The following is a 13625-nucleotide window of genomic DNA, read 5'->3' as shown; positions in this document are numbered from 1 at the left end:
TTTGTTTGTCCTCAGTATAGTCCCCTGTAAAACAAAAATCATGAACGGAGTGTGAATTTTTAGCACTCATATGAAGAGAGTGCTAAAACCTTCGGCGGGTGGAGTGATTTGACAGGATAGCCCCTTTACGAGCGCAGAAAAAAGAGGTATAATGCCGTGGACTGCCTGAAGGAGGAGCGAGATGAAACGGACCAACGATTTGGGGCATGATCCAGTTTTTCGCCTGGTGTGCAAGCTGGCCATTCCCACCATGCTGGCCCAGCTGGTCAGCGTACTCTATAGCATCGTAGACCGCATTTACATTGGAAATATTCCCCAGATCGGGGATCTGGCCCTGGCGGGAGTGGGCGTGTGCGGACCGATCGTCACCCTGCTCGGTTCCTTTGCATCCCTGGTTGGATTGGGCGGCTCGCCTATCCTGGCCATGCGGATGGGGGAGGGGAACCGCAAGGAGGCCAGCCGGGTGCTGTCCAACAGCTTCTTCATGCTGTTGGTACTGGCGGTGGGGTTGACAGGGCTGTTCCTGCTGCTTAAGGGGCAGCTGCTCCAGTGGTTTGGCGCCAGTCCGGCCACCTTTGGCTATGCGGATACTTATTTGACCATCTACACCGCCGGCACCTTCTTTGCCCTGATGGCCACCGGCATGAACAGCTTTTTGATCGCCCAAGGCTATTCTGGCCTGGGTATGGCCACAGTGATGCTGGGGGCGGTGCTCAATATTGTGCTGGACCCCATTTTTATCTTTGTTTTAAAGTTGGATGTGGCGGGTGCGGCTCTGGCTACGGTCATCTCCCAGATGGCATCCTGCGCCTTCGTGCTCTGCTCTCTGCTGCGGAAAAAGATGCCGGTGCCCCTGCGATGGGGCGGCTTTGACCGGAAGATCATGATGCGGATTGTCACATTTGGCTTGTCCCCCTTCCTGATCATTGCCACCGACAGCGTGCTGCTCATCGTCCTCAACACAGTGCTCCAGCACTACGGCGGCCCAGAGTTGGGCGACAAGCTGGTGGTCTGCGCCACCATTGTGCAGAGCTATCTGCTTCTCATCACCATGCCCATGGGTGGCCTGACCTTGGGTACTCAGCCGGTGATCAGCTTTAACTACGGGGCGGGCAACGTCGCCCGGATCAAGCGGGCCATGAAATCCATTGTGGGATTGTGCCTGACCTTCTGCGCCCTGATGACTGTGGTGACCTACACCCTGTCTCCGGTGTTTGTCCGGCTCTTTACTCAGAATCCGGAACTGATTGACCGCTCAGTGGGCTATATCAAGGTGTTTACCGCTATGATCCTGCCTCTGGCCGTCCAGTATCCCCTGGTGGACGAGACCACCGCCCTGGGTCATGTGCGGCTGGCGCTGTTCTGTTCTCTGTTCCGTAAGACGGTTTTTCTGGCCTGCTTGCTGCTGCTGCCCGCTCTGGTGTCGGCGGAGGCTACCTTCCTGTCTGAGCCCATTGCCGATGCCGTGGCGGCTACCGTTACCACCATTCTGTTCCTTCGTTTCTTCCCCCGTATTCTGGCCGAGCGCAGCGGAACGCCTGCCTCGCAATAAAAAAGTCCGCCGCGAAGAATGCTTCGCGGCGGACTTTTTTCATGTAAGCAGGAATCAATGCTCCTTGCGCTGGCACTTCTTGGGGGTCACGCAGGTGCCCTCAGCAATGGCCACCACAATGGGCTCCTCCAGGAAATCAGCAGCAGAATCGCTGATGTCGGGGCGGGGGACAGCTACCTTACGGGCCTCAAACTTCATCTTGCGGGAGGTATTGCCGATGTGAGTGATCTCACCATAGGCCTCGATGAAGTCGCCGGCATACACAGGCGCCTTGAACTCAATGTTGTTGTAAGCGCAGAACAGGCCCTCGTCGCCGTCACACTGGATCAGCAGCTCGGTAGCCACGTCGCCGAACAGATGCACCATATGGGCGCCATCCACCAGGTTTCCGCCGTAGTGGGCGTCCTTCGCAGACATCCGCAGACGGATCATCGAGGTGTACTTTTTCTCTTCCATGTCGATTCCACTCCTTATTCATATTTGTGAAAAGAGAACAAAAGGGACAGGACACTAAGACCATTGTACGTCTCTTTAACAGTCTTGTCAACAGCGGAAATTTGTGGTATAATTTTCTCTTTTGCTTTAGCGAGAGAAAGAACGGCTCATTTTTGGAGAAGGGCCTCACCGGCGGTATAGATGTTGCCGGCGCCTACGGTAAGGATCAGATCACCGGGTTGTGCCAACTCCTTCAGTTTGGCGGTTACATCCTCCAGGGTGGGGCAGTAAATGCTGCCGGGAATCTGGTCGGCCAGGTCCTGCGAAGAGATGCCCAGATCGTTGGTTTCACGGGCGGCATAGATCTCGGCCAGCAGGGTGACATCGGGCTGACGCAGGACCTTAACAAAGTCGTCGAACAGGGCTTTGGTGCGGCTGTAGGTGTGGGGCTGGAAGGCACAGATAATCCGCTCATAACCCAGGGTACGGGCGGCGGCCAGCAGGGCCTGAAGCTCACCAGGATGATGGGCGTAGTCGTCGTACACCTCGGCGCCATTGTAAGTGCCCTTGTGCTCAAAGCGGCGGCCGGCGCCCCGGAATGCGTTGAGACCTTCGCTTACCGCCTTGGGGGAGACAGCCAGGGCGATGGCAGCGGCTGCCGCAGCCAGGGCGTTTTTCACGTTGTGTTCTCCGGGGACCCGCAGGCCTACCCGGGTAAAGACTTCGCCGCGATAGATGATGTCAAAGGTGGGCAGCCCCCGACTCCAGGTCAGGTTAGCGGCGTGGACATCGCCTTCCTCCAGACCGAAGGTGAGAACAGGGCGGGTTTCGCCTTCCAACGTGTGCATGGTGTTGGCGTCGTCGGCGTTGGCCACGATCAGGCCGTTTTCCGGCACCCGGTCGGCAAAGGCCCGGAAGGAGTGCTCCACATCGTCCAGGTCTTTGAAGAAGTCCAGGTGATCGGCCTCAATGTTGAGGATGACTGCCACAGTGGGGAAGAAGGAGAGAAAGGAGTTGCAGTACTCGCAGCTCTCCAGAATAATGGTGTCCCCGTGGCCCACCCGGTAACCGGCACCCAGCAGGGGCAGGGTGCCGCCGATCATGACAGTGGGGTCCATCTGAGCTGCCATGATGATGTGGGTGCACATAGAGGTGGTGGTAGTCTTGCCGTGGGTGCCCGAGATGCACAGAGCATTTTTATAGCCCCTCATAATGGAACCCCAGGCCTGAGCACGCTCAAAAACAGGGATGTTCAGCGCGTGGGCCTGGGCGACCTCCGGATTGTCGTCGTGGACGGCGGCGGTGCGGATGATAAGGTCGGCGCCCGCCACGTTTTCCGCCCGGTGGCCGATGGCCACGGGGATGCCCAGAGAGCGCAGATGCTCCACGGTGGCGCTGTCGTTCATATCCGAGCCGGTAATCTCGACCCCCATTTTGTGGAGCACCTCGGCCAGAGGAGACATGGAAACGCCGCCGATGCCGATCAGGTGAGCCTTGCGGCCAGGCGTCAGATAGTCGTGAATGTTGGGATTGGTCATGGGGTTTACACACCCTTTTCTACAGATTATAATGATAAAAGTTCAACACTATATTATAATCCATTATAGGTAAATAGCAAGCCAAACATACCGGGGGAGGTGGAGAAAATGAAGAAGTGGCCGATTCCGGAAGGCGTGCAGCATTGCTTGGATATCCTGCGGAAGGCAGGCTGTGCTGCCCATCCGGTGGGGGGCTGCGTTCGGGATCTGCTGCTGGGCCGCACGCCGGGAGACTACGACGTGTGTACCTCCGCCTATCCGGAGCAGGTAATGGGGCTGTTTGAGCATACCGTCCCCACGGGGATACAGCATGGCACCGTCACCGTCCTGACGGAGGACGGCCCGGTGGAGGTGACCACCTTCCGCCGGGAGGGAGGGTATGCCGACGGACGGCACCCGGACGGGGTGACGTTTGACGCGGGCCTCACCCAGGACCTGGCCCGGCGGGATTTTACCATCAACGCCATGGCCCTGGGCCCGGAAGGGGAGGTTATCGACCCCTTTGACGGACGGGATGATTTGAAAGTCGGGATCATCCGGTGTGTGGGGGAGCCGGACCGGCGGTTCTCTGAGGATGCGCTGAGAATGCTGCGGGCGGTGCGCTTTGCCGCTCAACTGGGGTTTGTCATCGAGCCGGAGACCGAGAAAGCGATCCAGCGGAATGCCGGGCGGATGGCCCGGGTGTCAGGGGAACGGATCAAGGCGGAGCTGGAGAAAATCCTCCTCTCACCTCACCCGGAGCGGGCGGGGGAGCTGCTCCGCTGGGGACTGCTGTCCCACCTGTGGCCGGTATGCAGCTGCCCTGATCTGTCCTGTCTGAGGGAGCTGCCTCCCCAACCCATCCCCCGGTGGCGGGGGTTCTGCGCCGCCACCGGATTTCCCATCGAATGTCTGCCGGTGGAGCGGGCCCTGCGCCGGGGGGTGCGCCACCCGGAGGAGGAGGTTCTGCGGCGGCTGGCCCTGTCCGGCGGGGAGCTGGCGGCCCTTGGTCTAAAGGGCAGGGAGATCGGCGCGGCCCAGCGGAAGCTGGCCCTCCATGTATTAGAACATCCCGAGGACAACCGGTGTGACAAGCTTATGGAGCTGCTTAAATTGGACTAAACGGTTTTGTGATTTGGCATATTGTACAAAATAACAGCGTATAAATTAAGCGCAAAGCTGAAATTGGGGAGTTTGACAAAAAGATGCTTGAAAATGGAAGCGGGAAGGAGTAAGATTCAATCACAGGGAGCTGGAAACGTTTCCATGAAACGTTTCCAGCCGAGACACGAATCAACTGTGACAGGAGGAACTTAGAATGAAGAAACGTCTGTTTGCGCTTGCGTTGACCGGTACCATGGTGGCCGGTATGCTGGCCGGCTGCGGCGGCGGCGACACCACCCCCTCCGGCGACTCCTCCCCCAGCGGCGGCGGCGACGCCACCGGCGGCAAGGTCTATTACCTGAACTTCAAGCCTGAGCAGGACGCCCAGTGGCAGGAACTTGCCGAGCTCTACACCGCTGAGACCGGCGTGGAGGTCACCGTCCTCACCGCCGCCTCCGGCAACTACGAGACCACCCTGAAGTCCGAGATGGCCAAGACCGACGCCCCCACCCTGTTCCAGGTCAACGGCCCTGTGGGTCTGGCCGCCTGGAAGGATTACTGCTATGATCTGACCGGCTCCGCCGTGGCCGGCGAGCTGTCCAGCGACGAGTTCGCCCTGATGGACGGGGACAAGATGGCCGGCATCGGCTACGTCATCGAGACCTACGGCATCATCTACAATAAGGCCCTGCTGGAGCAGGCCGGCTACACCGCCGATGACATCAAGAGCTTTGACGACCTGAAGAAGGTGGCCGAGGACATCACCGCCCGCAAGGACGAGCTGGGCTTCTCCGCCTTCACCTCCGCCGGTATGGACGGCTCCTCCGACTGGCGCTTCAAGACCCACCTGGCCAACCTGCCCATCTACTATGAGTACAAGGCCGACGGCATCGACAACACCGACGCCATCAAGGGTACCTACCTGGACAACTACCGCCAGATCTGGGATCTGTACATCAACAACGCTACCTGTGAGCCTGCGCTGCTGTCCACCAAGACCGGCGACGACGCCGTGGCCGAGTTTGTGACCGGTCAGGCCGTGTTCTATCAGAACGGCACCTGGGCTTACAACGACGTGGCCGAGCTGGGCGACGACAACCTGGGTATGCTGCCCATCTACATCGGTGTGGAAGGCGAAGAGAAGCAGGGCCTGTGTACCGGTACTGAGAACTACTGGTGCGTCAACGCCAAGGCCTCCGAGGCTGACATCCAGGCCACCCTGGACTTCATGTATTGGTGCGTCACCTCCGAGACCGGCACCAAGGCCATGTGCGGCGGCGAGGGCGCCATGCCCTCCGGCCAGGCCGGTATGGGCTTCGTGATCCCCTTCAAGGGCAACCTGGAGTCCACCAATCCCCTGGTCAACATCGGCAACCAGTATGTGGCCGACGGCTATGAGTCCGTGTCCTGGAACTTCTCCACCATGCCCTCCGAGGAGTGGAAGAACGGCGTGGGCTCCGCGCTGACCGCCTATGCCGCTGACCAGACCGATGCCAAGTGGGACGCCGTGGTATCCGCCTTCGTGGGTGGCTGGGCCTCCGAGGCTGCCGCCGTCAACGGCTGAGACTGACCCCCAAAAATAACTGCTGAACCGGCAGCGGGCGGGCATTCTGTCCGCCCGCTGCCTCTGCCTTTCTGAGCAATGAGAGAGGAGGTCGATCCTTTGGAAAAGGCAATCAAGCGGTATTTTCCCATCTTTTTGCTGCCCACTCTGATCGCATTCACCATTGGCTTCATCGTGCCCTTCATTATGGGTATCTGGCTGTCCTTCTGTGAGTTCACCACCGTGACCGACGCCACCTTCGTGGGCCTGAGCAACTACATCAAGGCCTTCCAGGACCCCGTATTCCTCCATTCCTTTTGGTATACGGCCCTCTTCGCGGTGGTCTCCCTGGTGGTCATCAATGTAATCGCCTTTGCCATCGCCCTGGCCCTGACCCAGAAGCTGCGGGGCACCAATATCTTCCGCACCGTGTTCTTCATGCCCAATCTGATCGGCGGCATCGTGCTGGGCTACATCTGGCAGCTGATCTTCAACGGCCTGCTGGCCCCCTTTGCCACCGCCCTCAACCTCAACGAGTGGTACGGCTTCTGGGGCCTCATTATCCTGGTGGCCTGGCAGCAGATCGGCTATATGATGATCATCTACATCGCCGGTCTCCAGTCCATCCCCGGCGACGTGATGGAGGCCGCTGCCATTGACGGCGCCAGCGGTCCCCAGCGCCTCTTTAAGGTCACCATCCCCATGATGATGCCCTCCATCACCATCTGTACCTTCCTGTCGGTGGTCAACGGCTTCAAGCTCTTTGACCAGAACCTGTCCCTCACCGCCGGCGAACCCTCCAAGATGTCCGAGATGCTGGCGCTGAACATCTACAATACCTTCTACGGCCGCACCGGCTGGGAGGGCGTGGGCCAGGCAAAGGCCGTGGTCTTCTTCATCCTGGTGGTAGCCATCGGCCTGATCCAGCTGAAAGCCACCCGTTCCAAGGAGGTGCAGCAGTAATGATCCGGAAAAAGCGGCTGAACCGGCTGGGCACCGGCCTGTTTACCTTCATCAGTATTTTCTATGTGCTGCCCGTTGTGGTGGTACTCTTCAACTCCTTCAAAAAGAAGTCCTACATCAATCTGGAGCCCTTCAAGCTGCCCAATGAGACCACCTTTACTGGTCTGGACAACTATGCTACCGCCATCAACCAGTACGACTTCCTGAAAGCGGTGGGGTGGACGGTGTTCATCACCGTGGGCTCGGTGCTCGTCATTCTGATCTGCACCTCCATGTGCGCCTGGTTTATCACCCGGGTGCGAACCAGGGTCACCAAGGCTATCTACATCCTGTGCGTGTTCTCTATGGTGGTTCCCTTCCAGATGGTCATGTTCACCCTGTCCCTGGTCACCGATCGGCTGGGCCTGGGTACCCCCTGGGGCCTTATCATCATCTACCTGGGCTTTGGCGCGGGACTGGCGGTGTTTATGTTCTGCGGCTTCGTCAAGTCCATCCCCATCGAGATCGAGGAGGCCGCCATGATCGACGGCTGTTCTCCCATCCGCACCTTCTTCTCGGTGGTGCTCCCCATCATGAAGCCCACCTACATCTCCGTGGGTATTCTGGAGACCATGTGGATCTGGAACGACTTCCTGCTGCCCTACCTGACCCTGGACATCAAGAAGTATAAGACCATCTCCATCGTCATTCAGTATATGAAGGGCTCCTATGGCCGGGTGGATATGGGCGCCATTATGGCGGCCCTCATTATGGCCGTGATCCCGGTGGTTATCTTCTATCTGTCCTGCCAGAAGCACATCATCAAGGGCGTGGCCGCCGGCGCGGTCAAGGGATAAAAAAGACGCAGACCGACAAGAGGTGAGTTTCTTTGACCATCAAAGACATCGCCAAGCTGTCCGGCTATGCGGTGGGTACCGTCTCCCGGGTACTCAACAACCGCCCGGACGTATCCGAGGAGGCCCGCGCCAAGGTGATGGCGGTGGTGGAGGCCCACAATTTTACGCGCAACAGCAATGCCAAGCACCTTAAGCAGCAGGCCAGCAGCGGAGTGGCACTTATCGTCAAAGGCACCCAGAATATGCTCTTTGCCGATTTGGTGGAGCGTATCCAGACCCGTATCCGGGACAGCGGATACCCCAGCTTGATCTACTACATCGATGAGGATGACGATGAGATCGATCAGGCCATCCGGGTGTGCCGGGAGCGGCGGCCCATGGGCATCCTCTTCCTGGGCAGCAACCTGAGCCTGTTCCGGGCCGGCTTTCACAGTATCACCATCCCATGTGTGCTGGTGACCAACTCGGCGGCCGGGCTGGACCAGCCCAATCTGTCCAGCGTCTCCACCGACGATACCGACGGCGCCCGCCGGGCGGTGGAGCGGCTAATGGAACTGGGCCACCGGACCATTGGTATCCTGGGCGGCCGGGCGGAGCAGTCCGACGCCGCCCAGGCCCGCCTGGAAGGGGTGCGGCAGGCCTTTGCCGACCGGGGACTGGTTCTGGACGAGGCGAGCCAATATGAGACCGCCCGCTTCGATCTGTCGGGAGGGTACGCCGCCATGGAGCGGCTGCTGGATAAGCTGCCCGGAATGACCGCCGTGTTTGCCATGTCCGACGTGCAGGCCCTGGGGGCCATGCGGGCCCTCCATGACCGGGGGCTGCGGGTGCCGGAGGATATCTCTATATTGGGCTACGACGGCATTGTGCTGGGGCGGTACGCGGTGCCCCGGCTCACCACCGTTCGCCAGGACGCCCAGCGGCTGGCGGAGCGGAGCGTGGATCTGCTGATCCACCAGATTCAGGACGGAGCGAAGCCCGCCCATGAATTGATCCCCTATACCTTTTTGGAAGGGGAGAGCGTGAAGGAAAGGACGTGAAACTATGCGGACCGGCGGCATCCTGATGCACCTCACTTCGCTGCCATCCCCCTACGGCGTGGGCACCATGGGCGCCTGTGCCCGGCAGTTCGTGGATTTCCTCCAGGCGGCGGGCCAGTCCCTGTGGCAGATCCTGCCCATCTGTCCCACCAGCTATGGAGATTCCCCCTATCAGAGCTTTTCCACCTTTGCCGGTAACCCCTACCTCATTGATCTGGACGACCTGGCGGCCGACGGCCTGCTGGACCGGGCGGACTATGAGGGACTGGACTGGGGGAGCGACCCACAGCGGGTGGATTACGGCAAGCTGTATCAGAACCGCTATCCGGTGCTGCGGAAGGCCTGCAAGGCGCTGCTGGCCGCACCCACCGCGGATTACTGGGCCTTCTGCGAGGAAAACTCCTTCTGGCTGGAGGACTACGCCCTCTTTATGGCTATGAAGGAGGCCAACGGCGGAGAGCCCTGGACCGACTGGGAACCGGCCATCCAGAACCGGGACCGGGTGGCCCTCAACCGGGTGCGGCGGGCCCTGGCCGCCGATCTGGCCTTCTGGCGGGGGGTGCAGTACCTCTTTTTCCGCCAGTGGAAGGCACTCAAGGAATACGCCAATGGGAAAGGCATCCGAATCATCGGGGACCTGCCCATCTATGTCTCCGCCGACAGCGTGGACGTGTGGGCCCACCCGGAGCAGTTCCAGCTGGACGAGCACCGGCGGCCCACCGAGGTGGCGGGCTGTCCCCCCGACGGCTTCTCCGCCGACGGCCAGCTGTGGGGCAACCCCCTCTTTGACTGGGACTACATGGAGCGGGACAATTTCTCCTGGTGGGTGCGCCGCATCGCCTATCAGTGTGAGATCTACGATGTGCTGCGGATCGACCACTTCCGGGGCTTTGACGCCTACTACGCCATCCCCTATGGGGAGCCCACCGCTCAGAACGGGCGGTGGCGGCAGGGACCGGGGATTAAACTGTTTCAGGCTGTGGAGCGGGCTCTGGGCAAAAAAGAGATTATTGCGGAGGATCTGGGCTTTTTGACCCCCTCGGTCCACCGGCTCCGGGATGAGACCGGATTTCCCGGCATGAAGGTGCTGGAGTTTGCCTTTGACAGCCGGGATAAGGAGGGACCGGCCTATCTGCCCCACAACTATCCGGTCAACTGTGTGGTCTATGTGGGCACTCACGACAACGAGCCCGCCATGGGCTGGCTGGTGACTGCCCGGCCGGAGGATGTGGCCTATGCCCGGGAGTATCTCCACCTGGACCAGCAGGAGGGGGAGAACTGGGGCATGATGCGGACGGTTTGGGCCAGTGTGGGCCGGTGCGCCGTGGTGCAGATCCAGGATGTGCTGGGCCTGGGTTCGGAGGCCCGGATGAATATCCCCTCCACCCTGGGCCACAACTGGACCTGGCGGGCGGCGGAGGGCTTTGACAGCCCGGAACTGGCGGCCAAACTCCACCGTCAGATGGAACTGTATGGACGGTTGCCCAAAACAGAATAAAGGCAAGAAAAAAGTGCGCGTCAGCGCACTTTTTTCTTGCCTGTTTCATATTACAGCATGGCGTACAGCAGCTTGGCCACCTCGCCCCGGGTGATGGAGTCGGAGGGGCGGATCAGATTGTTGTTGCCGCTGACTACGCCCTGGGTGACCAGAATCTGTGTGTAGGAGAGGGCCCAGGAGGGGACCTGACCGGCGTCGTCAAAGGTTAGATCGTTGGCGGTGTATCCCTTGGCCTGAGTGCGGCCCAGAATGGTGATGGCCTCTGCCCGGGTGATGGTGGACATGGGATTGGCCAGCAGCTGGCCGCCGCTGGAGGCGCCCTGAAGGATACCCAGGCTGTACATGGCCTTGATCTCGTTGAGAGCCCAGGAGGGAATGGAGTCGGCATCGGCAAAGGGCAGCTCCACATTGGCATACTGCTCCAGGTCCAGATCCATCCACCGGGCAACCAGAGCGAAGAACTCTGCCCTGGAGATGTTCTTGTTGGGCTCGTACTGGGGAGTGGCTCCACCGGTGCCCTGGGAGATGCCCTGGTCGTACAGGAAGGTGGCATAGGGTTCGGCCCAGTGGCCGGTCATGTCGCCGAAGGGGCTGGTCCGGCTGGAGGAGGGCTTCACATCGGCGGAAGCCCGGGCCAGATTGCCGCTGGCATCAGAGGCAGTAACGGTGACCCGATGATAGCCGCTGTCGGCGGCAGGCAGAGTGGCAGTGAGGGTACCGGTGCTCTCATTCCAGGTGCCGGTCAGGACCTTGCCGTCGTAGGTGAGAGTGACATTGCTCTGGGGGATGGTCTGGTCCAGATCGTCCTTGACTGTGGCAGTGAGCTGGGTGCCCTTTACCGACACGGAGACGGTGGGGGCGGTGTTATCAGTAACCTGCTGATTGGCAGTGACCAACTGATCCAGCCAGATGGAGCCGATTTGCCGCTCCGCACCGCCGCCATAGACCACATCCAGACTGGACAGGGAGGAGGCGCCGGTGGGCAGCTGAACCATGACATACTTCCAGCCGGTGAAGTCCAGAGCGGTCAGGAGGAATTGCTGGGTCTGCCCATCCTGGTCAGCGGTGGTAGCCATCAGGGTATTGCCCGAACCGTTGCCGTAGACCCACATACCCAGCCAGCTCTCCCCTTCGGGAATGGAGAGGGAGGTAGACAGACTGGCGGAGCCGCTGGTGGCGTCATAGGACAGCTTCAGGCTCTGGCTGCCGTTGTGTACAAAATCCAGGCCGGTTTCTGCCTCGGCGGTGGCGGTATCGGTATTCTGGAAGGAGGACAGGTTGCCCTCACAGGTATCCAGCGTCTTGACATGGCTGGCGATGGTCACGGGAATGGTGACGCTTTTGCCGCCGGCGGAGACGGTGAGCTTGCCGCTGCCGCTGTTCTGGGAGGCGGTCAGTACACCGTTTGCATCTACCGTGCCCAGTGAAGCGTCCATAGACCAGGTGAAGCAGGTGTCCTGGGCGGTGAGAGCCAGGGTGCGGTAGGTGGCGGAGGCCTTCAGATCGATCTGCTGGCCGGGATTCAGGTTCAGGGAGGTGACTTTGGAGCCGGTAGACTCATTGAAAATGGTGATGGTGTCCGGCGTGGCCACAGTGGTCAGATAGGCGGTGCCCGAGTGCTCACCGTCCGTTGCAGTGACCTGGTAGAAGCCACTCTTGTTGCCGGCGGTAAAGAGCCCGCTTTCATTGACGGTTCCGCCGCCGTCAGAAACGGACCAGGATACTGTGTTTCCGGTGGTGGGATAGTAGTTGGTATCCAGGCCGGTGGCGGAGAGCTGAACTGTGGCGCCGGAGAGCAGCATGGAGTCGGTGGGGGTCACATAGTAGCTGTCCAGCTCACCAGTGGGCTGAAGGGTGGTGGTCAGGAAGATGGCGGTGCTGTTGGAGCGTTGAGAGCCATCGGAGGGGCGGTTGACCACCTGCATTCCATTGGTGTCCGGATAGGTAGCGCCGATGGTGGTAGAGCCGCCGCCGTCCATGGCGACGGCCTCCACACAACCCAGTTCTACCAGGCGCTGAGCCGCCTGGGACAGAGTGCAGCCCACGCTGTAACCGGACTGCTTGCCGTCCAGAGTGTAGAAAATCACGGTGCCGTCGGCCTTGACGCCCACTGCAGTCCAGGCGGTGCGCTCCGAGGGCAGGCCGGATGAGACCACCTTGCCGTCAGTGACGATCTTATAAGTACCGCCCAGAGCCTGGGTAACCGAGTTCCAGCGCTCATCAGTGCTGGTGATGGACAGGGTCACCGTATCGCCGGGCTGGAGGGCGCGGAGCTTGGCCAGAATGTCGGTGTTGTCCTTGGCATTCATGGTGAGGACGGCCTTGCCCTCTGGGATGGCGATGCTGCCGGTGGACTCCAGTACCTGGTCCACAGTGTACTGGACTTCCTTGCCGATGGTGGGCTGAGTGGCATAGACTCCTGTGCCGTCGTCCACCGGGGTGAGGATTACGTCCACGCCGGGGTCGGTGTTCTGGGTGGTGGAAGCAAAGTCGGAGGTGAGCAGGGTCAGTCCGCCGCTGGTGTCGCTGGCAGTGATCTTGCGGACCTTGTTGATGGCACCGCTTAATTTATAGGTGGCGCCGTCAAAGGTAACGGTGGTGGAGAGGGCGGGCTGACCGATGAAGGCGGTACCGTCCTCGTTGAAGCCAATGGCCCAGGAGCTGTTGTAGTAGGGGGTGGCCCGCACCACGCCATCGGTGACCAGCAGGCCTACCGTAGAGCCGGTGGAGAGTACATACCAGTCTCCGTTGATGCCGGAAACTACCCGCTTCCCCTGGTTTTCCAGATTCTTGGCCATGCTGGACAGGGTGAGCCGGTCCAGTACCTTGTTTCCGTAGGCCACAGTGGGCACTACATTTTCATTGGGGCTGTAAGAGATGTAGTACTCGTGGCGCAGATCGGAGTAGGTGTCGCTCCAGAAAATGTTTTTTCCCAGAGTGGCGCCCTGAGACAGAGGGACCTGTCCTGTGTGCAGGTCCCAGCCCAGGGCGTATGAGGCCGACGCCGCAGTGACCGTCAGGGCCAGAGCCAGGCCTGCTGCGGCGCATCGCCGGATGAAGTGCTTCATGATTGTCCTCCTATGGTAGGGTGAAAAGATACATACGTTATGTTAACACAAATACCCCCGCTTGTAAAC

General features: G+C 60.2%; 10 protein-coding genes. 7 read left to right on the top strand and 3 right to left on the bottom strand.

Going from position 1 to position 13625, the window contains the following annotated elements; genetic code table 11:
* Positions 1-181 precede the first annotated feature (181 nt).
* Positions 182-1552, top strand: a complete 1371-nt coding sequence (locus B5G42_RS00655) for an MATE family efflux transporter (protein ID WP_087265711.1) — start codon at positions 182-184, stop codon at positions 1550-1552.
* Positions 1553-1606: 54 nt separating this feature from the next.
* Here B5G42_RS00655 and B5G42_RS00650 read toward each other — a convergent pair whose 3' ends face one another.
* Together B5G42_RS00650 and murC are read right to left on the bottom strand one after the other, a co-directional pair.
* Entirely contained in the window at positions 1607-2008 is a 402-nt protein-coding gene (locus tag B5G42_RS00650) for a hotdog fold domain-containing protein (protein ID WP_087265709.1), read from the bottom strand.
* 146 nt (positions 2009-2154) lie between these two features.
* The gene (gene murC / locus B5G42_RS00645; protein WP_087265706.1) at positions 2155-3525 is read right to left on the bottom strand and encodes a UDP-N-acetylmuramate--L-alanine ligase; all 1371 of its coding nucleotides are present in this window, start codon (positions 3523-3525) and stop codon (positions 2155-2157) included.
* A gap of 108 nt (positions 3526-3633) precedes the next feature.
* Here murC and B5G42_RS00640 point away from each other — a divergent pair, with 108 nt between their 5' ends.
* The 6 genes from B5G42_RS00640 to malQ all read left to right on the top strand — a co-directional run bounded on the left by B5G42_RS00640 (position 3634) and on the right by malQ (position 10488).
* Positions 3634-4626: a CCA tRNA nucleotidyltransferase gene (locus tag B5G42_RS00640; protein ID WP_087265704.1), complete on the top strand. Its 993-nt coding sequence runs from the start codon at positions 3634-3636 to the stop codon at positions 4624-4626.
* A gap of 196 nt (positions 4627-4822) precedes the next feature.
* Complete coding sequence (locus tag B5G42_RS00635; protein WP_087265702.1) at positions 4823-6172, top strand: ABC transporter substrate-binding protein; 1350 nt, start codon at positions 4823-4825, stop codon at positions 6170-6172.
* Between the two features lie 99 nt (positions 6173-6271).
* On the top strand, positions 6272-7114 hold the full coding sequence (locus B5G42_RS00630) for a carbohydrate ABC transporter permease (RefSeq protein ID WP_087188217.1): 843 nt from the start codon (positions 6272-6274) through the stop codon (positions 7112-7114).
* Positions 7114-7950, top strand: a complete 837-nt coding sequence (locus B5G42_RS00625; RefSeq protein WP_087188218.1) for a carbohydrate ABC transporter permease — start codon at positions 7114-7116, stop codon at positions 7948-7950. The genes B5G42_RS00630 and B5G42_RS00625 overlap by 1 nt, the downstream gene beginning before the upstream one ends.
* A 32-nt stretch (positions 7951-7982) precedes the next feature.
* Complete coding sequence (locus tag B5G42_RS00620) at positions 7983-8990, top strand: LacI family DNA-binding transcriptional regulator (protein ID WP_087265700.1); 1008 nt, start codon at positions 7983-7985, stop codon at positions 8988-8990.
* A 4-nt stretch (positions 8991-8994) separates the two neighbouring features.
* Entirely contained in the window at positions 8995-10488 is a 1494-nt protein-coding gene (malQ, locus tag B5G42_RS00615) for a 4-alpha-glucanotransferase (protein ID WP_087265698.1), read from the top strand.
* Positions 10489-10538: 50 nt separating this feature from the next.
* Here malQ and B5G42_RS00610 read toward each other — a convergent pair whose 3' ends face one another.
* Positions 10539-13556: a phosphodiester glycosidase family protein gene (locus tag B5G42_RS00610; protein ID WP_087265694.1), complete on the bottom strand. Its 3018-nt coding sequence runs from the start codon at positions 13554-13556 to the stop codon at positions 10539-10541.
* Positions 13557-13625 lie beyond the last annotated feature (69 nt).

Source organism: Flavonifractor sp. An91 (assembly GCF_002159225.1).
Taxonomy (GTDB): domain Bacteria; phylum Bacillota; class Clostridia; order Oscillospirales; family Oscillospiraceae; genus Flavonifractor; species Flavonifractor avicola.
This window is presented reverse-complemented; position numbering and strand designations above follow the sequence as displayed.